Here is a 20,338-nt window from a genome sequence, read left to right on the forward strand (position 1 = left end):
GCCCACCACGCCGCCCATCGTCAATGTGCCCACGCTGCCGGGCACGGGCACGCCGCGCGTGGGTGTCATCGACACGGATGACGGTACGGACAATCCGCAGGCGGCGCAGGGCTGCGGTGCGACGGCGACGGGCGGGGCTCCGTTCATCGCCGCCACGGGCCTGCTCGCGTTCGCGGCGCTGCTGAGCCGTCGGCGCAAGCCGGCGACGGTGCGTGCTCGCGGCTCGCGTCGCTGAGCCACCGCGACACCATGAAGGTCCACAGCGGGTCCGTCCTCCAGCAGGGCGGGCCCGCTTCGTCTTTCAGGAAGGCGCCCACGAAGAAGCGGGTCCACCCCGGGAGGGAGGACCCGCTTCATCGACCCAGCCAGCGCCCAGCCCTCAGTGCGCGCCCTCGACCTTCACGTTGGGGTCGGCGCGGCGCAGCAGCACCACCAGCACCAGTGAGCACGCGAAGATGGCCGTGAGCACGGTGAAGTTGGCGTTGAAGGCCCGCACCAGCGCCTGCAGGTTGATGCGCTGGCTGAACAGGCCGTAGGCCGCGGCCAGCGGGTCCGTCACGCGCGAGGCCACCGTGGCCTGCATGGCGGCGAGCTGCTCCTGCGTCACCTGGCTGTACGCATCCACATGCGACGCCAGCGCCGTGTTGTTCACCTGCGTCAGCCGGTTGAGCGCGCTGCTCATCCACGCCGTTCCAATCGACCCGCCCAGCTCACGCGTCAGGTTGAACAACCCCGCCGCGTTGCCTCGCTGGTCCGGCCGCAGGTTGCTCAGCGCCATCACCGACAGCGGCACGAAGATGAACCCCATCGAGCACGCCCGGATGAACACCGGCGCAATCAACGCCGCCTCGTCCGCCGTGCTGCTCAAGTGCCCGTTCGTCCACAAGGACAGGCACATCCCGAGGATGCCCACCCCCACCAGCATCCGCCCGTCCACCTTGCCGCCGAACTTCCCGATGAGCGGCATCAGCAACACCTGGATGAAGCTGCCCTTCAAGAACACCAGGCCGATGTCGAGCGCCGAGTAGCGCATCACCGTCCCGCAGAAGAGGCTGAACAGGAACGACCCGCCGAACAGCGCCGTGCCGATGAGGAAGTTCACCCCCGTCGCCGCCGCGTACGAGCGGTTCGCGAACACCCGCAGGTCCACCACCGGCTGCGGGGTCTCCAGCTCGTGCACGATGAACGTGATGAGCGCCACGCCCGCCACCACCGCGAGCACCGTTATCTTCATGCTGTCGAACCAGTCCTCGCGCGTGCCCTCCTCCAGCACGAACTGCAGCGCGGCCATGCCCACCGCCAACAGGCCGATGCCCCAGCGGTCCACCCGCTCGTGGGACACCTCGAAGTCCTTCTGCTCGATGTGCCGCCACGCCATGTACGCGGCGAACAGCCCCACCGGCAGGTTGATGAGGAATATCCAGTGCCAGCTCGCCACCTCGATGAGCATGCCGCCCACCGTCGGGCCCAGGAGCGGCCCCGTCACCGCGCCCAGGCCGAAGAGCGCGCCGGCCATGCCGTGCTCCTTCTGCGGATAGCGCGCGAAGAGGATGGCCTGCGACGTGGGGATGATGGCGCCGCCCCCCACGCCCTGGAGGATTCGGAAGACCACGAGCGACGGCAGGTTCCACGCGAGCCCACACAACAGGCTGGCCGCCGTGAAGATGAGGATGGACGCGGTGAAGTAGCGCCGGAACCCGAACCGACGCTGCAGCCAGCCCGTCATCGGGATGACCACCACGTTGGCCATCATGTAGCCGGTGGAGACCCAGGCAATCTGGTCCATCGGCGTGCCGAAACTCGCGCGGATGTCGCTGAGCGCGACATTCACAATCGAGATGTCCAGCACGGACATCAACGCCGCCGCCATCGCGGCGATGGTGATACCGGCCTTCGAGCCGGTGATGACGTCGCCCTTCACGACTACTCGCCCCTCGTGTTCACCGTGACGATGGCGCTCATGCCCGGCTTGAGGGCCACATCCTTCGCGTCACCGTCGAAGCGGATGAGCACGGGGATGCGCTGCACCACCTTCACGAAGTTGCCGGACGCGTTGTCCGGAGGCAGCAGCGCGAAGCGCGCCCCGCTGGCCCCCGCCAGGCTGTCCACGTGGCCCTTGAAGTGATGACCGCTGAAGGCATCCACCTCCACGTCCACCGCCTGCCCCGCCTTCATCTCGCCGACCTGGTCCTCCTTGAAGTTCGCCACCACCCACACGTCGTCCTGCGGCACCACCGCCATCAGCGGACGCTCCGGCCCCACCATGTGGCCCACCTCCACCGTGCGGCGGCTCACCACGCCATTCGTCGGCGCGCGGACCTTCGTGTACGACACCGCCAGCTCCGCCAGGTGCAACGCCGCCTGGGCCTGCTTGAGCTTCGCGTCCGCCAGCTTCACCGCCGCCTGCGCGGCCTGCACCTGCACCGGCCCCGTCTCCGCGGCGGCCAGCTTGCCCTGCGCCGTCTCCAGGCCACCGGAGGAGCCCTGCACGCCCGCCTCCGTGGACGTCAGCCGCGCCTTGGCCACGTCCAGCGCCGCCTTCGCCTGGTCATGCGTGGACTGCCGCGCATCCAGGTCCGCCTGCGTCACCGCGCCCTCCGCCTTCAGCGTCTTCACCCGCGTCAGGTCCGTGTCCGCCAGCTTGAAGCGCGCCTCCGCCGCCACCACGTCCGCGCGCGCCTGGTCCAGCGCCGCCTTGGACGAGCTGATGCCGCTATTCGCCTGCACCACGCCGCCGCGCGCCTGACGCAGGTTGGCCCCCGCGTTGACCTCGGTGAGCGCCAGCTGCGCCTGCGCGTTCGCCAACTGCGCCTCCGCGCTCGACACGTCCGCGCGGGCCACTTCCAGCTTCGCCTCCAGATCCGTGGCGTCCAGTTCCACCAGCACGTCGCCCGCCTTCACCTGCTGGTTGTCCGTCACCAGCACCCGGGCCACCTGCCCCGCGATTCGCGGCGACACGTTGGCGATGCGCCCCTCCACCTGCGCGTCATCGGTGGACTCCTCGCCCCGGGTCAGCACCCAGCGCGCGGCACCACCCAACAGCGCAATCCCCAACAGCGCGGGCAACACCCGCTTCGCCCTGGAGCGAGGCGCCGCCGGCTCCTTCACGAGCGAGGGGCTCTTCTTCGGTACGTCGGTGTCCGGGGCATCCAGGGAGGGTGAAACCGTGCTCATGCGTGTTCTCGAAGGTTCAATGGGTCGATGATAAGGGGCCTAACCATGTGGCCGTGACAAGACGTCCGTCGGGCCGCGCCCGAGGGGAATCGAGGGTTCGAGGGGAAGCTCAGGGCTCTCGGAAGGCAGGCAGTCCGGAGGAGACCTTGGTCAGCAGCTCGCGCAGGGTGGCGCGCTCCGGCTCGCTCAGCGTGGACATCAGCGCGGCGACACGGCGGAAGTGGACGGGCAGAAGCGCCTCCAACAGCGCGCTCGCCTTCGGCGTGAGGTGCACGGTGTACATGCGCCGGTCATCGGGGTGGTCGGCGCGGGAGATGAGGCCGTCCTTCTCCAGTGTGTCGAGCAGCCCCGTCATCGTGGCCCGGCTCACACAGGAGCTCTCCGCCAGCTCGGCCGGGGTGAGGCCCTTGCCCTCCTCGCTCTCGCTGTAGGAGAGCAGGCGGGCCAGGACGGTGAAGCGGCCCGTGGACAGGCCGTGACGCGCGAGGTTCGCCTCGTAGGCGCTCGACAGGTCGTTCGACATGCGCAGCAAGAGGACGCAGGTCTCGATGGCGCTCGCGTCCAGTTGAGGGAAGCGCTGCGACAGTCGCTGCAGCCGCTCGAAGCGGGTGATGGGAGGCGTGACGCTCATGGTGAGGCGCGGCGAAGACCCCGCCGCCCTTGAGTCGTAAGGCTCCTAACTACCGTGCGCAACGAAATAGTGGAGGCGCTGGGAGGAAATGGACGCGCTGTTATGACGGGGAGGTGCTGGATGTGAAAGACCCCACCGTGCAGGCGGCGCTGCGGCAGGCGAGCGACGAGGCCGGTCTGCCGGATTATCTGCGCAGCTGCGTGTACCCCCTGCTGCGCGAGCCGGAGGGCGAGTGGCCGAGCTGCTGCGGAGGAGGCTGCCAACCCTGCTCGGCCACGCTGGTGGACGTGGCGGCGCGGACGCTGGCGCTGCTGGGGACGCCGCGCGTGGCGCCCCTGCCCTTGTGAGCACAGGCCGGCGGCGCCGTAAGCTCGTGGGGACATGAACCCCATCGTCCATGCGGAGCTGGCGTGGCTCACGGCCCAGGGGCTGCGTGAGCGGAAAGACCGCATCCTCGTCACGTGCGCGGGGCTGGCGCCGGACCTGGATGGGCTGACGCTGCTGGGCGGCGAGGAGTGGTACGCGCGCTACCACCACGTGCTCTTCCACGGCTACGTGGGCGCGCTCGTCACCACCGCGGTGTGCGTGGCGCTGGCGAGGCAGCGCGCCCGGGTGGCGGTGCTCGCGATGGTGGCGTTCCACCTGCATCTCGTCTGTGACCTGGCGGGGAGCGGGCCTGGCTGGCCCATCCACTACTACTGGCCCACGAGCATGCGGGAGTGGTTCTGGCAGGGGCAGTGGGACCTGTCGTCGTGGCAGAACTCGGTCATCGGGCTCTTCACCACGCTGGCCGTCCTCGCGTGCGCGCTGGGGCCCGGGCGTCGAACGTTCGTCGAGGTGTTCTCCGCGCGCTGGGACGCGGTCGTCACGCAGACCCTGCGCAAGCGCTTCAAGGGCGAGGAGCCCGTCGCGAAGCCCAACGACTGAAGGTCTCCACCTGTCCCACGAGACAACGGCGCTGTAGGGGCCGTGACACATCGCGCCCACGGGGCTACGCGAGCGCGGTGCGGGGTTGTGTCCCCGGACGCGCAGCGCCTAGCTTGGAGCCCTTCCCGCGAAGGGGGCCCGATGCCCGCATACCGTGACGTGCTCGGCAGGATTCCCGAACCTGACGTCGAGGCCGGCAGGCAATGCCAGGGCCTGCTGGACATGAAGACCAAACCCCAGGGCAGCCTCGGCCGCCTGGAGGAGCTGGCGTGTCAGTGGGCCGCGCTGCGGGGAGAGCCCGCTCCGGCGATGCCTCGCAAGGGCATGGTGGTGATGGCCGCGGACCATGGCGTGACGGAGGAGGGCGTGAGCGCCTATCCCGCCGAGGTCACCGCGCAGATGGTCGCCAACTTCTCCCGGGGCGGCGCGGCCATCAACGTGCTGTCACGGCAGCACGACGTGCGCGTGGAGGTCGTCGACATGGGCGTGCGGGTGCCCGTGGAGGGGCTCACGGGCGTGCGCCACCACCGCATGGGCCCCGGCACGGGGAACCTGGCGAAGGGGCCGGCGATGTCGCGCAAGACGGCCGAGGAGGCGCTGAGCGTGGGCGCGCTGCTGGCCATCGAGCTGGCGGAGTCGGGCGTGACGCTGCTCGGCCTGGGAGACATGGGCATCGGCAACACCACCGCGTCGTCGGCGCTGACGTGTGTGCTCGCGGGCGTGTCGCCGGACATGGCCACCGGGCGCGGCACGGGCGTGGATGACGCGGGCCTGACGCGCAAGGTGGACGTGGTGCGGCGGGCGCTGGTGGTGAACCAGCCGGACGCGGCGGACCCACTGGACGTGCTCGCCAAGGTGGGCGGGTTCGAAATCGCGGGGCTCGCGGGCGCGGCGCTCGGCGCGGCGTCCAAGCGCGTGCCGGTGATGCTGGATGGCTTCATCTCCTCGGTCGCCGGGCTGGTGGCGGCGCGGCTGTGCCCCCGGGTGATGCCCTTCCTCATGGCCAGCCACATGTCGCGCGAGGCGGGCCACCGTCGGGTGCTGGAGGCGCTGCGGCTGCGGCCCCTGTTGGACCTGGGGCTGCGGCTGGGCGAAGGCACCGGCGCGGTGCTCGCGATGGGGCTGGTGGACAGCAGCCTGCACGTGCTGCACGAGATGGCGACCTTCGCCTCGGCCGGCGTCGCGGAGAAGACGCAGCGCTGAAGCGCGTGTCCCCGGCTGGAAACCCGGCGGGAGTCGCGCCATACCTGGGCTCCCATGAAGCGACTCTTCGCCGGCATCGCGTTCCTCAGTCGCATCCCCGTCCCCGGGGCGGCCACGTTCGACGCTGGCGACGTGGGCCGCGCCACGCTGTGCTTCCCGCTCGTCGGCGCGCTGCTCGCGGCCATCCTGGTGGGCGTGCGCCACGCGCTCTTCCCCCTGCTGCCCGCCACCGTGACGGCGTTCATCCTGCTCATCGTCTACGCGCTGCTCACCGGCGCGCTGCACCTGGACGGGCTGGCGGACATGGCGGACGGCTTCGGCGGCGGGCGCACGAAGGAGGACGTGCTGCGCATCATGCGCGACCACGTCATCGGCGCGTATGGCGGCACGGCCCTGCTGTTGAACGTGGGGCTGAAGGCGAGCGCCCTGGCGGCCCTGCTCGAGCGGGGACAGGCGGACGTGGCGCTGGTGGTGGCGCTGAGTCTGGGCCGGTGGGGCTCGGTGCCCCAGGGGTGGTTGTTCCCCTATGCGCGCCGCTCCGGTGGCATCGGCATGGCCATCACGGATTATGTCGGGCGCGTCGAGGTGGCGGGGGCCACGGTGCTGGGGCTCGGCATCGCCGTGGGGCTCATGGGCTGGAAGGGCGGTGTCATCATGGCGGCCGTGGCCTTGGTGTCGATGCTCCAGGCCCTGTGGTGCCGGAAGAAGATTGACGGAATCACGGGCGATACGATGGGCGCCAACACCGAGGTGTGCGAGGCGGTGGTGCTCGTGCTCGCGCTGGCGCTCGGCTGACGCGCTCTCGACGAAAGGAAACGGACGCGTGGACTGGCGACTGCCGAGCGGCGTGACGCGCATGGTTCTGTTGAGGCACGGCAAGCCCTCCGAGGAGATGAAGGGCCGCTGCTACGGGAGGCTCGACGTGGGCCTCGCGCCCGAGGGACACGTCCAGGCCGAGCGCGCGGCGCGGCTGCTCGCGCGGGTGGAGCTGCACGGCCTGTATTCGAGTCCCCGGCTCCGCGCGCTCGACACGGCGAAGCGGCTCACGGAGGGCCGGGGACTGGAGCTTCGAGTGGAGGAGGCCTTCCGGGAGATCGACTTCGGGCTCTTCGAGGGGCTCACCTACGAGGAGGCCGAGCGCCGCTTCCCCGCGGTGTACGCGGAGTGGATGACACACCCCGCACAGGTGCGCTTCCCCGAGGGAGAGACGTTCTCCGAGATGCGCGAGCGTGTGCGCGCCGGAGGCCGGGCGCTTCGGGCCCGTCATCCCGGACAGTGCTTCGCGTTGGTGTCGCATGGCGGCGTCAATCGCACCCTGCTCTGCGAGGCGCTCGGGATGTCGGATGAGCACCTGTTCCGACTGGACCAGGTACACGCGGCGGTGAATGTCATCGACTTCTATGGCGATGAGCCCGTGGTGAAGTTGATAAACGCGGAGCCGTGACGCACCCCGCCTCGGCTTGACGGTGTTTGCGCGCGAGGCGTAGCCTTTGGCGGCTTGTCTGGCATTGAAGTTCCGTCGTGCACAAGGGGGCGTCACGCGCATGGAGACCCAACCGCCAGGCGAGGCCAGCGGACGTCCCGTCATCCGCGCCCCCGGCAAGACGCCCGACCCCTTCTCCGCGCAGGCGCTCGACAACCCCTACGCCGTCTACGCGCGGCTCCTCGAGCAGCCCGCGTGCTGGAGCGCCGAGTCCCAGCTGTGGCTGTTCTCGCGGCACGCGGACTGCCTGGAGGTGCTCGCCAATCCCCGCTTCAGTCGGAACATCGCCAGCGCGAGGAAGCGCCGTCCCCAGGACTATCCTCCCCCACCCGAGGCGCTCGCGGCGCTGTCCGCCATGCACAACCAGTGGTTCCTGCTCATGGACCCGCCGGACCACACGCGCCTGCGCGCGGTGACGAAGCGGGCCCTGGGCCCACGCATGAAGGAGCTGGCCATCCACATCCAGGCCCTGGCGGAGTCCCTGGTCTTCCAGGCGCGTCAGCGCGGGGGAATGGATGTCATCTCCGAGTTCGCCATGCCCCTGGCCCGTAGCACGCTGCGCCAGTTGGTGGGCGCGGATGATCTGGACGAGGGGCTCTATCAGCACTGGGCGCTGTGCCTCGCACGGTGCGCGGATGCCTCCGCTCCGATGGGCGTTCGCGAGGCCGCGAGCGCCGCGACGCGAGAGGTGCACCAGGCGCTCCAGGCCGCCGTCACCCGACGCCGACAGTCGCGACGCACGGATGTCCTCGGGCTGCTGGTGGCCGCGCAGGAGGACGAACAGGCGCTGAGCGAGGAGGAGCTGCTGCCCACGAGCATGCTGCTGCTCTTCGGCGGCTACGACACCTCCGTCAACCTCATCGGCAACGGGGTGCTCGCGCTGATGGAGCACCGCGCGCAGTGGGAGGCGCTGTGCGCCGAGCCCTCGCGAGCCAAGGGCGCGGTGGAGGAGGTGCTGCGCTTCGACACGCCCCTGCAGCTCGTCTCGCGCATGGCACAGGAGGACGTGGACGTGGGAGGGACTCATGTCCGCGCGGGCGAGTGGGCGTGGGTGCTGCTCGGCGCGGCGAATCGGGACCCCAGGCGCTTCGAGAACCCCGATGCGCTGGACATCCAGCGCACGGACCTCCAGCACCTCGCCTTCGGCCACGGCATCCACCAATGCGTCGGCGCGGCGCTCGGGCGCATCGAGGCACAGAGCGCGTTCGGGACGCTGGCGCGCGAACTACCGCAGCTTCGGCTCGTGCCCGGCGCGTGGAAGCGGCGCGACACCGCCGTGTTCCGTGGCCTCACCACCCTGCCCTGCCAGCTCTGACACCAGGTTCGGCGCGACTTGCGCGCCACCAGGGCACAAGCAGCGATGCGCCTGACGCCACCGTCACCCTGCCAGCTCTGACTCCGCACTCGACGCGGCTTGCGAGCTACCAGGGACACGCGCAGCGGCGTGCCTGGCGCTGCCGTCCCCAACTTTGACTCCGCGCTCGGCGCGGCTTACGCGCCACCAGGGACATGAGCAGCGATGTGCTTGGCGCCGCCGTCACCCTGCCTTGCCAGCTCTGACTCTGGGCTCAGCGCGACTTTCGCGCCACCAGGTACACGAGCAGCGGTGTACCGAGCGCCGCAGTCACCAGCCCCACGGGCGGCTCTCGCCCAGGCAAGATGACTCGGGAGGCCGCGTCACAGAGTGCCAGGAAGCTCGCGCCCACGATGACCGAGCACGGCAGCAGTACCCGCCGACTCACCCCCAGCACGCGCCGGACGATGTGCGGAACGATGAGCTCCACGAACGCGATGGGGCCACACCACGCAACACAGCCCGCCACGCCGAGCGCCCCCAAGCCAATCGAGGCCATGCGCACCACACGCACGTTGACGCCCTGCGACTCGGCATGCTCCTCGCCGGAGATGAACACCTCCAGCGCCCGCGTCAGCGACAACAGCCCCACCACCGACACGGCCGCGATGGGCACGAGCGCGACGATTCCCTGGTAGCCCACCTGTGGCAGGTGCCCCATCGTCCACCGCGTGGCCGCCAGCAGCTCCGCCGAGTCCGCCGAGAACTGCACGCCCGTGGAGATGGCGCCCGCCGCCATCGAGAAGGCGATTCCCGCGAGCACCAGGTCATTCATCCGTACGCCCCGCCCCGCGGCGATGGCGGCCACCAGCAGGCTGACCCCCAGCGCCCCGGCGAAGGCCGACGCGGTGATGAGCGGCAAGCCCCACAGCGCCGAGCGGGCCCCCAGCACGATGGCCACCAGCGCGCCCAGCGTGGCCCCAGCCGTGGTGCCCACCGTGCTCGGCGCGGCGAGCGGATTGGCGAAGAGCGACTGATACACCGCCCCCACCAGCGACAGCGTGCCGCCCACCAGCAGCGCCATCAGCGTCCGGGGGATGCGCAACTGCCAGAGGATGAAGTCCCGCGCGTCCGGCGGCATCGGAGGCCCGATGAACGGCGCGGCGACGACCACCAGCCCGCACAACAGCAACATCACCACCAGCCGGGCCTTCATTCGCCACCCTCCAGCGGCAGGCCCACGAAGACCCTCCGGCCCTCGACCTCCACGCCACGCATCCGCACGGAGAACACCTGCCCCAGGTGCTCGCCCAGCTCCGGCGCGTCGTAGTGCGACTCGAAGGCCACCTGGCCACGCGACAACCCCAGCACCCGAATCCGTCCCTCGCCCCCGTGCCTCACCGCGTGGGCGAGCACGTTGATGTCATGCGTGATGCACAGCACCCCCAGCCCCGAGCGCCACAGCCGCCCCACGAGCGCGTACAGCTCCAGTTGCTGCGCGGGGTCCAGGAAGTTCGCCGGTTCGTCCAGCATCACCAGCGGCGACTCCTGCGCCAGCAGCGCCGCCACCGCGACCCGCTGCTGCTCTCCTCCAGACAGCTCCGTGATTCGCCGCGAGGCGAGCCCCTCCGCCTGCACCCGCTCCAGCGCCGCCCGCGCCTGCTCCTCCGAGCGGCGATGCGACTCCCGGAAGCGATAGCGCGCCGCGGCCACGTGCTCCAGCGCGGTGATGGGCTCGGAGACCTGCACACGCTGGGGCAGCCACGCGACATGCGCCGCGCGCTCCCGAGGCGACAGCGCCGCCACGTCGCGCCCGTCCACCGTGACACGCCCCGAGTCCGGACGCTCCAGCCCGAGCGCCACGCGCATCAGCGTCGTCTTTCCCGCGCCGTTGGGGCCCACCACCGCCACGAAGTCTCCAGCCCCGAGCCGCAGGGACACGTCCGCCAGCAGCGTCCGCTCCCTCTTGCGCACCGTCGCCCCGGAGACCTCCAGCGTGGACGTCATGGCGTCTTCGCGTCGAAGCGCAGCGCGACCTTCAGTCGCTCCACCAGGTCCAGGATGCGCGGCCCGGTGGACTGCACGCCCGGCCCCGCCACCAGCTTCACGCGCCCCTCCTTCACCGCGCGCAGCACCGACAGCTGCTTCCATGCCGCCAGGTGCCGCGCCTCCTCCTCGGGCGTCGGCACGGGCCCCTCCAGCAACACCAGGATGATGTCCGGGTCCAACGTCATCAACTGCTCGACGGAGATGTTCGGCGGCCCACCGGGGTCCTCCGCGACGGCGTTGCGCGCGCCCGCGGCCTCCAGCGCCGCGCCGTGCAGCGAGCCCTTGCGGATGTACCAGATGCTGGAGAGCCCGGCCTCCGCGTCGCCAATCACCAGCAGCACCCGGGGCGCGTCCTTCGAGGGTGCCCGCTTCAGCGTGCTCTCCACCTTCGCGGCCAGCTCGTTCGCCTGCGCCTCGCGGCCCGTCTGCCGCCCCAGCTCGCGGACCCCGTTCGCCACGTCGTCCACCGTGAGCCAGGGCAGCACCTTCACCGGCGCGACGGCGGCCAGGGAGCCCGCGGGGGCCTGCTTCACCTGCTCATCCAGGATGAGCGTGGGCTTGAGCCGGGCGATGGCCTCGTAGTTGGGCGCCAGCGTGGAGCCGACCTTGGGCACGCCCTCTGCCTCGGGGGGCCAGGACGAATAGTCCGAGCGCCCCACCACCTGCGGCCCCGCACCCAGCGCGTAGAGCGTCTCCGTGATTCCGGGGGACAGCGAGACGAGCCGCCGCGCGCCCGACTGCTGGGCCGGGGGCGAGGAGCGCTGGCAGCCCGCGAGGAGCAGGAGCGCGAGACCGAGGAGCCGAAAGGAGCGCGAAGGGGACATGGGAGGACAATCACGCACCGAGGAGTGCGTGACGAGCGCCTTATAGTGCACCCGCCAGAGGAGGCCCGCCATGTCGAAGCACCCCCACCTCATGATTCAGGGCACGGGCTCCCACGTGGGGAAGACCACACTGGTGGCCGGGCTGTGCCGCCTGTACGCCAACCGGGGCCTGCGCGTGGCTCCGTTCAAGTCGCAGAACATGTCCCTCAACTCCTTCGTCACCGAGGAGAACGAGGAGATTGCCCGCGCCACCGCGGTGCAGTCCTTCGCGGCGAGGCAGCGGCCCGTCGTCCACATGAACCCGCTGCTGCTCAAGCCCAAGTCGGACAGCGTCAGCCAGCTCATCATCCACGGCAGGCCCCACCGGGACGTCGACGCGCGCGAGTACTTCCTGGCCGACACGCACCGGGCGCTCAAGCTCGCCGCCATCCAGGAGTCCATCGACCACCTGAACCGCCACTACGACCTGGTCATCGCCGAGGGCGCGGGGAGCTGCGCGGAGCCCAACCTGCGCCCGTTCGACGTGGTGAACATGGAGGTGGCCCACCGCCTGGACGCCCGCGTCTTCGTGGCCGCGGACATCGACAAGGGCGGCGTGGTGGCGGAGCTGCTCGGCACGCTGCGCGTCCTGGAGCTCGTCGCCCCCGAGGACGTCGCGCGCATCTGTGGCTTCATCATCAACAAGTTCCGGGGTGACCGGCAGGTCCTCCAGCCGGCCGTGGACTTCATCGAGCAACACGCGAAGAAGCCCGTCGTCGGGGTGCTGCCCTACCTGTCCCTCGCGCTGGAGGAGGAGGACCGCGTCCAGCCCCGCATGCACGGCACACCCGAGGTCGACATCGCCGTCCTCTACCTGCCCCACATCTCCAACAGCACCGACTTCGACTACCTGCAGGAGGAGCCCCACGTGCGCGTGCGCTTCGTGCGCTCCGTGGACCAACTGGGCGCGCCCGACGCCATCATCCTGCCCGGCACCAAGAACACGGTGGGGGACCTGGTCCACCTGCGGCGCATCGGCTTCGAGCGCGTGCTCCAGGAGCTGAGCGCCACCACGCCCATCGTCGGCATCTGCGGCGGGTTCCAGATGCTGGGGCGCCACCTGCTCGACGAGCACCGCCGCGAGTCCGAGCACGGCAGCACCACCGGCCTGGGCCTGCTGGACATCGACGTGGAGTTCCTGCCGGGCAAGACGGTCTTCAACCGCCACTACACCCCGACGAAGGACAATCCCTTGCGGGATGCAGGCGAGGTGTCCGGGTATGAGATTCATTCCGGGCTCATCCGGTACGACAGCGCGCGGCCGATGTATGCCCACCCCGGCGGCTTCGATGGCGCGGTGCATGAGCGACTGCCCATCTTCGGCACCTTCATCCATGACCTGTTCAAAAACCCCCGTCTGAGCCGCGCCTTCGTCGACACGCTGCGCCAGCGCAAGGGATTGCCAGCCCTGACAGCGCCCCTGTGCAACCACGACACCCGTCGGGAGGACAGCTATAATCGGCTCGCTGCCGCCCTGGCCGAGCACATGACATCCATCGACTGATTCTTCATCCCGCCAAAGGGGGCGCTCGGGGATTCCCGACGACAGGCGAATGTAAGGAGGAGGCTCAACGTGAAGCTCGATGGATTCGCTCGTGTCCTTCCGCGCGTGGTGCTGCTCTTGGCCATGGCTTGCCAGCACAGCGCGCTCGCGCAGGACCAGCTCGACACCGCCCCGAAGACACTCACCCAGCAGGTCCTCACGCCCGTTGGCACGACGTACCCCTACACCCAGCAATTGCAGTGGTTGGACGCGGGGCGGTTCATCGTGGGGCGGCTGGATGGCTCGATGACGCTCTTCCGCCCGCCTGGACCCACCGAGTGGGGTCCCATGCTCACGGACGTGCTGCGCACGCCCGCCAACCGGGGCGTGGAGATGATGGCCGTGCGGGATGAGCGGACGTTCGTGACGTCCAACGACAGCACCACCATCACCCTGTGGCGCGAGCGGGACCTGACCGTCGCCGAGGACGCCGAGCCCGCGCTGCTGGACCGGCTGCCGCGCGCGTTCCGCTACCAGAACTTCGCCTACGACGCGGACGTGGGCACGGCCAACAGCGCCGTCTTCGTCACCCACGGGAACCGGGAGTACCTCGTCACGGGCCACGAGAACGGCTTCGTCCTCATCTGGAGCGTCACGCGCAACGGGCGGCAGTTGGCGGTGCTGAAGAAAATCGATGTGCGCTCGCCCGACCCCATCCCCAGCCCGTTCCAGCTCTGGAACGTGCGGGACATCGTCTCGTGGCGTGACGGCGTGGTCATCACCGGCTCCGAGGATGGAGACCTGGTGATGCTCCAGCTCCCGCAGGGCAACGTGCTGGCCCGCAAGCGCTACAACCCGGCGGCCCAGCGTGGCATCAACGGCCTGGCCATCCTGGATGACCACCTGGTGGCCGTGGCCTGCTCGGTGGGCCCGTCGGACAAGAACACGTGGCTGTTCCGCGTGCGCCCCGCGGAGCTCCAGTCGCAGGGCTCGGTGGACCTGAAGCAGAACCTGTCCCTGCCGCAGTCCTTCGCGTTCCGCGCCGCGATGGCCAGCGTGGGCGGTCAGCCCCACGTCTTCGCCACCACGCAGGAAGGCCTGCTGTGGACGGTGCTCGTCACGCCGGACGGACAGCTCCAGGTCCAGGCCGTCAGCTCGGTGGACTTCCCCATCGGCGAGGCCATCGACTACAACCCGGCCACCTCGCAGCTCGCCGCCGTGGGCGTGCTCGTCAACCTCTTCAACGTCGCGCCGCCCACGCCCGCGCAACGCCAGCAGGCGCCCAAGGCCGCGCCGCCTCAAGCGCCGTCGCTGGTCCACTGAGCACGGCGATGTCCCGGGACAGCGCTCCGTGGGTGCTGGGCATCGGCGCGTCGAATCACAACGGCGCCGCGTGCCTCCTGCGTGGTGACGAGCTGGTCGTCGCCGTGCAGGAGGAGCGACTCATCCGCCGCAAGCGGGCGTGGCTCCCTGGCGGAGCCGTGTCCTTCGCGGTGCGCTACTGCCTGGAGACGGCGGGCATCCGCGCGGACGAGCTCAGCCTCGTCTCGTGCTGCTCGCTGATGGGGCCTCGCGGGCCGCTGTACGACGTGCGCGCCAACCCGGACCTCGCTCCAGGTGTCCCGGTGCGCTACCTCTCGCACCACCTGGGCCACGCGGTGGGCGCGTTCGCGACGTCGGGCTTCGACGAGGCGCTGGTGCTCGTCGTGGATGGGTTCGGCTCCAACGTCCAGGACCTGTCCCCCGAGGAGCTGTCAGCGGTCGTCACCGAGCGACGCGGAGAGGAGACGCTGTCCGTCTACCACGCGTCGCGCGAGGGCTTCGTGCCAGTGGAGAAGCACCTGGGCACGTTCCTGGAGGTGACGTCCTCCGTGGACCTGGAGCGCTTCCGGGGCATGCCTCGCTTCGGCAGCCTGGGCGGGCTGTACTCGGCCGTCGGGCGACAGCTCTTCTCGGATGTCCTGGAGGGGCCGGGCAAGGTCATGGGCATGGCCCCTCACGGCGTGGCGGACACGCCTGTGTCGGACTTCTTCGACATCGTCGACGGGCGCTTCGTGTTCCACGACACCGTGCCTCGCCGCTTCACGCATGACGAGCGCTGGCCCGCGCGACAGGTGGAGTATCGGAACCTCGCGGCCTCGGCGCAGGCGGCGCTGGAGGACGGGCTCTTGCGGCTGGTGCGTCGACTGCGCGCGAGCACGTCCTGCGACGCGCTCTGCTACGCCGGGGGCGTCGCGCTCAACAGCGTGGCGAACGAGCGGCTCTTCACCGAGAGCGGCTTCAAGGACCTCTACGTGATGCCCGCCGCGGAGGACAGCGGCACCGCCATCGGCGCGGCGTACCACGGGCTTTGGCAGCTCACGGGGCGGCGCTCCACGCGGCGACTGGGTCATGACAGCACGGGCAGGACGTACTCCGCCGAGGACTGCGACACCGCGCTGCGCACCGTTCCCGCGGTGGTGTCGCGGCGATTGCCGCGACTCGTCCCCGAGGTGGCCGACCTGCTCGCCGAGGGGAAGATGCTCGGCTGGTTCCAGGGCGGCTCCGAGCTGGGTCCACGCTCCCTGGGCCAGCGGAGCATCCTCTGCGACCCGCGGCCTCGCGACATGAAGGACACCCTCAACGCGCGGGTGAAGTTCCGCGAGGGCTTCCGTCCCTTCGCCCCCGTCATCCTCGCGGAGAAGGTGCGCGAGTGGTTCGACGTCGACACGGCCTCCACGGACAGCCCCTTCATGCTCCGCGTGTGGCGCTTCCGTGAAGAGCAGCGCGAGCGCGTCCCCGCCGTCGCCCACGTCAACGGCACCGGCCGCGTGCAGACGGTGACGCGGGAGCACACGCCCCTGCTGCACGCGCTGCTCACCGCCTTCCATGAGCGCACCGGGGTGCCCATCCTGCTCAACACCTCGTTCAACATCGCCGGGGAGCCCATCGTCGAGACGCCCGAGGACGCGCTGTGGGGCCTGCTGTCCACGGGGCTGGAGGGCTGCGTGCTCCTGGACCGCTTCGTGTCCAAGCACGAGGCGCTGCATTCACTGCTGGACCTGGAGGTGGTCGTCCTCGGAGAGCGAATCGCGCCCCTGTCCTCGGAAAGCGCGGAGGACACGCTGGACCTGCGCCCTCTCTTGAAGGAGCCGCTGGGCTTTGGCCTGGACGCCTCGGGACGCAACCTGGAGGATGCGCGCCGGATGCTGGGCAGCGGGCAACAAGGTGGCGCGTTCAAGGTGCAAACGCCGTGGGGCGCGGCCGTGCAGCTCGTGTCGAGCGAGCTGTCGACCCTCGTCGCCCAGGTGCAGCGCGGGATGAGCGGCTGGAAGCTCCTGGAGCGGGTGTCTCGCGAGGACTCGAGCATGGACGAGCAGAAGCTGACGCGGATGCTCGGCACGCTGCGGCGCGCCCGTGTCCTCCAGTTCGGTCCGGGCGTGTGAGGACGACGCTCGCCAGGGGCCTGCTGGGCCTGGGGCTGCTGGCGTGCGCCTCCGTGCGGGCCCAGTCCACCGAGGATGCGGGCACTCCCCCCATGTCCGAGGTCATCGACGTGGTGGGCGAGGTGCCCGACCCGGAGCCGATGGACCGCGCGGCCCGTCGCGACCCGAGCAGCGTCGTCACCGTCATCTCCGTCGAGGAGCGCGGCGGCACCGCGCGTGACACCGCGGAGGTGCTGTCCACCGCGCCTGGCGTCTCCATCCAGGACTCGGGCGGGTACGGCCAGGGCAAGAGCCTGGTGGTGCGCGGCGCCTCGTCGAACGGGACGCTGGTGCTGCTCGACGGCATCCCCCTCAACGGCGCGGGCGGGAGCATGGACCTGTCGCGCGTCCCGCTCGCGCTCGCGCGTGAGCTGGAGGTGATGCGCGGGAGCGCCGGCTCCAGCCACGGCAGCGGCGCGCTCGGCGGCGTGGTGAACATCATCACCCGCGCCCCCGGCGACACGTTGAGCCTCGCGGGCGAGCTGAGCCACGGGAGCTGGAGCACCACCACCGGGTGGCTGTCGCTCACCGGGCCCGTGCTGGACAGCGAGCTGCTCCTGCTGCTCCACGGTGGCACGTCGTCCGGGCGCTTCTCCTATCCGTTCGATGCCACGCCCACGCTGCCGGGTGACGCGCCCGAGCTGCGACGTCGCGAGAACAACGACGCGCGCGGCGCCGGGGCGCTCGTGCGACTGCGCCGCCGCCTCTCCCTGGGTGTGGTGCTGGACGCGATGGGCGAAGGGACCCTGGAGGGACGAGGGCTCGCGGGCACGGCGCAGAACCCGCTCGCGGACGCGCGTCAGTCCAACCGTCGCGGCATCCTGAGCCTGCGCGTGCTGGGCGACCTGGGCCACCACATCCACGTGTCCGCTCGCGCGCACTATCGCCAGGAGCGGCTGGAGCTGTCGGGGGGGCCGCTGCCACAGCAGGGCGTGCAGACCCTGCGCACGGGCGGCGTGGAGGCCGAGGGCAGCCTGCCGCTGGGAAGCTGGACCGTCGTCTCCGCGCTGGCGAGCCTCGGCGGGGAAGGCGTGGCCACCGATGGCGCGCCCGTGACTTCGGATGGACGCACGTCGTGGCTGCGCGCCAGTGTCCGCGTGATGGATGACCTGGCGCTGCTCGACGGCCGGCTCCACGTGACGCCCTCGCTGCGCGTGGAGCGTGTGGGCGCGTACACGCTGCTGTCCCCCAAGCTGGGCGCACGCGTGACGCTGCCCGCGCGTCTGGAGCTGCGCGCCAACGTGGGACAGGCGCACCGGGCCCCCTCGCTGGTGGAGCTGTACGTGCGCCAGGGCACGCTGCTGCCCAACCCGGACCTGCGCCCCGAGCGCGCCGTGTCCGCGGACGTGGCGCTGGCGCACCGCACGGAGCGCTCGCTCGTGTCGATGGGCGGCTTCTTCGCGAGCTACGAGGACCTCATCACCTACGAGGCGTATCCCCCGTTCGCCGCGAAGCCGAGCAACTTCGCCTCCGCGCGCGTCTCCGGCCTGGAGGTGGACGCGGAGGCGCGCCCCTTCTCCTTCCTGTCGGGCTCGCTGGCGTACACGCTCCTCGTCTCCCGCAACCTCCGGGACGACCCGCGCTACTACCTGAAGGACATCCCGCTCCGGCCGCGCCACACCCTCGCCGCGCGAGTGACGGCGGGCCCCTCGTGGCTCACGGGCCGCGTGGAAGTGCGCGCCCAGTCCTCACAGCTTCGCAACCGCACCGGCGAGCTGGTGCTCCCGGGCCGTACGCTCGTGCACGCGGGCCTGTCCACCACGGTGGGCCAGCGCCCCGCCTTCACCTTCTCCGTCGACCTCAAGAACGTGCTCGACGTCCACGTCGACGACTTCGACGGCTATCCCCTGCCGGGCCGCGCGGTGCTCGCCTCCGTGGCCCTGGCGCTCGACGTTCCACCCTCTCCTTCCACTGCCAACAAGGCGGACACCCCATGAAGCCCTCGCCTCCTCCCGGACGCCACCTCGCGCTCCTCTGCTCCCTGCTCTCATGCCTGCTGCTCACCGGCTGCCCCGATGAGGGCGTCGTCTGCAGCGAGGGCCTCTCCCGCTGCGGCGACACCTGCGCGGACCTCACCAGCGAGTCCGCGAACTGTGGCGCCTGCGGCAACGCCTGTGGCGAAGGCCAGCTCTGCGCCGAGGGCGCGTGTCGCTGTCTGACGGGGACCACGGCCTGTGACGGCGCCTGCGTCGACACCCGGTCCTCGCCCCAGCACTGCGGCGCCTGCGGCACGACGTGCGACAGCAGCGAGGTGTGCGAGCAGGGCACGTGTCAGCTCAACTGCACCGCGGGCCTGCTCCGCTGCGGCAACGCGTGCGTGGACGGGGACTCGAGCAACCTGAACTGCGGCGCCTGCGGCAACGTCTGCGGCGACGCGCGGACGTGCCGGGGCGGCGTGTGCACGTACGACATCGTGGCCACGTGCTTCAACACCGGCCAGGTGGTGGGCATCCAGTCCGGCGTGGACCTCAAGGGCCCCGGCACGCTGGTGGCGTCGTCGCCGCAGAGCGCCGCGCGGATGAGCGACGTGCTGCTGGTGCTCGACTCCACGCGCAAGCTCATCCAGGCGCGGCTGGACGACTACGGCGTGCTGCCTCCGCGATACGACACAGGCCGCGCGCCCAACCAGGTCCTCGTCGAGGGGCCGTTCATCTACATCCTCAACTCCACCGACAACACGCTCCAGGTGCTGCGGAGCACCGAGCCGCTCCCGCCCGGCAAGCGCCACCCCGAGGGCATCTCGCTCCAGAACGTCGCCAGCGTGAGCTTCGGCGCCAACACCAACCCCTTCGGCATGGCGCGCGTGGGCAACGAGCTGTGGGTCACCCTCTACGGCAACCTCGTGGGCGACCCCAGCGCCGGAGGCCGCGTGGCGCGCGTCTCGCTGGCGTCTCCCTCCGAGCCGAGGGTGACGGCCACCATCGACCTGCCCACGGGCGCCGCGCTGCGTCCCTTCCCGGACAACACCACGCTGTCCACGCCCGCGGGCATCACCCAGCACCGCGGCAAGGTGTACGTGGCCCTCAACAACCTCAACCCCGCCACCTACGCCCCCGGCGGCCCGGGCCTGCTCGCGCGCATCGAGCCAGCGACGGGCGCGGTGAGCCTCGTTGGCCTGGGCGACGACTGCCTCAACCCCAACGCGGTGGCGTCCGTGGGCGAGCACCTGGTGGTGAGCTGCGGCGGCAGGTCCACCTATGACGCCGAGTTCAAGCTGGTGTCCGTGGAGCGCACGGGCCTGGTGATGCTGGACGCGCAGGACACCGTGGTGGCCTCGGAGCCCATCGCCTGCTCGCCGGGCATCGGCTCCTGCCCCATCCCCGCCGCCGGCCGGTTCGCCGTGGTGGGCCCGCGCATCTACACCGGCGACACCAACGGCGGCCGCGTCTTCGTCCACGAAATCGTGGGCAACACCCTGGTCGAGCGTCGGGGCCTGAAGGACACCTCCGAGCCCGCCATCGCCGCCTGTCCCGCCAGCGGCTTCTCGCTGGTTAGCGACGTGGTGGCCCTGCCCTGATTCCAGGGCACCTCGGGGGCACTTCGCCCCGATGGGGCAATGTGCCCCGGCCCCGGCGGGACATTCCACCCCGTCCGGGGCCTTCCTCCGAGGGAGCCGCCCGTGCCAGACGCTGGCACAGAGGATGCTCTAGAGCCTCCGCGTGCCCCGGCCACATCGCGGGGCGGAAACCGGAGGAGGCGTCACGCAGCGCACGTCGGTCCTCGTGCACCCACGCCGAGCTTCGGGCGATTGCTCGCCCGCCGAGGAG

General features: G+C 70.7%; 18 protein-coding genes. 12 read left to right on the forward strand and 6 right to left on the reverse strand.

Translation table 11 applies throughout. From position 1 onward, the window contains the following. Positions 1–235: MYXO-CTERM sorting domain-containing protein (locus tag FL311_RS19030; protein ID WP_305036156.1), on the forward strand; the 235-nt coding region annotated here is incomplete at its 5' end. A 144-nt stretch (positions 236–379) separates the two neighbouring features. On the opposite strand, the gene FL311_RS19035 is transcribed toward FL311_RS19030, so the two are convergent. From FL311_RS19035 to FL311_RS19045, 3 genes are all read right to left on the reverse strand, one after another. Then, positions 380–1,921 (reverse strand): DHA2 family efflux MFS transporter permease subunit, encoded by a 1,542-nt coding sequence (locus tag FL311_RS19035; protein ID WP_141326792.1) that lies wholly within the window; start codon positions 1,919–1,921, stop codon positions 380–382. Positions 1,922–1,923: 2 nt separating this feature from the next. Then, complete coding sequence (locus tag FL311_RS19040; protein WP_141326794.1) at positions 1,924–3,174, reverse strand: HlyD family secretion protein; 1,251 nt, start codon at positions 3,172–3,174, stop codon at positions 1,924–1,926. Positions 3,175–3,283: 109 nt separating this feature from the next. Beyond that, on the reverse strand, positions 3,284–3,805 hold the full coding sequence (locus FL311_RS19045) for a MarR family winged helix-turn-helix transcriptional regulator (protein ID WP_141326796.1): 522 nt from the start codon (positions 3,803–3,805) through the stop codon (positions 3,284–3,286). Positions 3,806–3,918: 113 nt separating this feature from the next. Here FL311_RS19045 and FL311_RS19050 point away from each other — a divergent pair, with 113 nt between their 5' ends. The 6 genes from FL311_RS19050 (at position 3,919) to FL311_RS19075 (ending at position 8,733) form a co-directional block, all read left to right on the forward strand. After that, on the forward strand, positions 3,919–4,152 hold the full coding sequence (locus FL311_RS19050; RefSeq protein WP_141326798.1) for a hypothetical protein: 234 nt from the start codon (positions 3,919–3,921) through the stop codon (positions 4,150–4,152). 34 nt (positions 4,153–4,186) lie between these two features. Beyond that, complete coding sequence (locus tag FL311_RS19055; RefSeq protein WP_141326800.1) at positions 4,187–4,732, forward strand: metal-dependent hydrolase; 546 nt, start codon at positions 4,187–4,189, stop codon at positions 4,730–4,732. 141 nt (positions 4,733–4,873) lie between these two features. Next, positions 4,874–5,935, forward strand: a complete 1,062-nt coding sequence (cobT, locus tag FL311_RS19060; RefSeq protein ID WP_141326802.1) for a nicotinate-nucleotide--dimethylbenzimidazole phosphoribosyltransferase — start codon at positions 4,874–4,876, stop codon at positions 5,933–5,935. Between the two features lie 54 nt (positions 5,936–5,989). After that, a complete protein-coding gene (gene cobS / locus FL311_RS19065; RefSeq protein WP_141326803.1) occupies positions 5,990–6,730 on the forward strand; it encodes an adenosylcobinamide-GDP ribazoletransferase in 741 nt (246 codons plus the stop codon). A gap of 28 nt (positions 6,731–6,758) precedes the next feature. Beyond that, positions 6,759–7,379, forward strand: a complete 621-nt coding sequence (locus tag FL311_RS19070; RefSeq protein ID WP_141326805.1) for a histidine phosphatase family protein — start codon at positions 6,759–6,761, stop codon at positions 7,377–7,379. Between the two features lie 100 nt (positions 7,380–7,479). After that, positions 7,480–8,733: a cytochrome P450 gene (locus FL311_RS19075; RefSeq protein ID WP_141326807.1), complete on the forward strand. Its 1,254-nt coding sequence runs from the start codon at positions 7,480–7,482 to the stop codon at positions 8,731–8,733. Positions 8,734–8,986: 253 nt separating this feature from the next. Here FL311_RS19075 and FL311_RS19080 read toward each other — a convergent pair whose 3' ends face one another. The 3 genes from FL311_RS19080 to FL311_RS19090 are packed head-to-tail and all read right to left on the reverse strand — an operon-like array spanning position 8,987 to position 11,657. Further along, positions 8,987–9,928, reverse strand: coding sequence for an iron ABC transporter permease (locus FL311_RS19080; RefSeq protein ID WP_141326809.1), 942 nt, complete (start codon positions 9,926–9,928; stop codon positions 8,987–8,989). Continuing rightward, on the reverse strand, positions 9,925–10,719 hold the full coding sequence (locus FL311_RS19085) for an ABC transporter ATP-binding protein (RefSeq protein WP_141326811.1): 795 nt from the start codon (positions 10,717–10,719) through the stop codon (positions 9,925–9,927). The genes FL311_RS19080 and FL311_RS19085 overlap by 4 nt, the downstream gene beginning before the upstream one ends. Beyond that, a complete protein-coding gene (locus tag FL311_RS19090; RefSeq protein WP_228556955.1) occupies positions 10,716–11,657 on the reverse strand; it encodes an ABC transporter substrate-binding protein in 942 nt (313 codons plus the stop codon). The genes FL311_RS19085 and FL311_RS19090 overlap by 4 nt, the downstream gene beginning before the upstream one ends. On the opposite strand from FL311_RS19090, the gene FL311_RS19095 reads away from it, so the two are divergent. The 5 genes from FL311_RS19095 (at position 11,656) to FL311_RS19115 (ending at position 20,088) form a co-directional block, all read left to right on the forward strand. Further along, positions 11,656–13,128: a cobyric acid synthase gene (locus FL311_RS19095; protein WP_141326815.1), complete on the forward strand. Its 1,473-nt coding sequence runs from the start codon at positions 11,656–11,658 to the stop codon at positions 13,126–13,128. The genes FL311_RS19090 and FL311_RS19095 overlap by 2 nt on opposite strands. A gap of 69 nt (positions 13,129–13,197) precedes the next feature. Next, positions 13,198–14,430, forward strand: a complete 1,233-nt coding sequence (locus FL311_RS19100) for a hypothetical protein (protein ID WP_141326817.1) — start codon at positions 13,198–13,200, stop codon at positions 14,428–14,430. A gap of 8 nt (positions 14,431–14,438) precedes the next feature. Continuing rightward, a complete protein-coding gene (locus FL311_RS19105; RefSeq protein WP_141326819.1) occupies positions 14,439–16,532 on the forward strand; it encodes a carbamoyltransferase C-terminal domain-containing protein in 2,094 nt (697 codons plus the stop codon). Then, the gene (locus FL311_RS19110; RefSeq protein WP_228556956.1) at positions 16,529–18,508 is read left to right on the forward strand and encodes a TonB-dependent siderophore receptor; all 1,980 of its coding nucleotides are present in this window, start codon (positions 16,529–16,531) and stop codon (positions 18,506–18,508) included. The genes FL311_RS19105 and FL311_RS19110 overlap by 4 nt, the downstream gene beginning before the upstream one ends. Next, entirely contained in the window at positions 18,505–20,088 is a 1,584-nt protein-coding gene (locus FL311_RS19115) for an MXAN_6577-like cysteine-rich protein (protein ID WP_141326821.1), read from the forward strand. The genes FL311_RS19110 and FL311_RS19115 overlap by 4 nt, the downstream gene beginning before the upstream one ends. Positions 20,089–20,338: the final 250 nt, after the last annotated feature.

It is taken from the genome of Myxococcus sp. AB025B (assembly GCF_006518215.1).
GTDB classification, from domain to species: domain Bacteria; phylum Myxococcota; class Myxococcia; order Myxococcales; family Myxococcaceae; genus Myxococcus; species Myxococcus fulvus.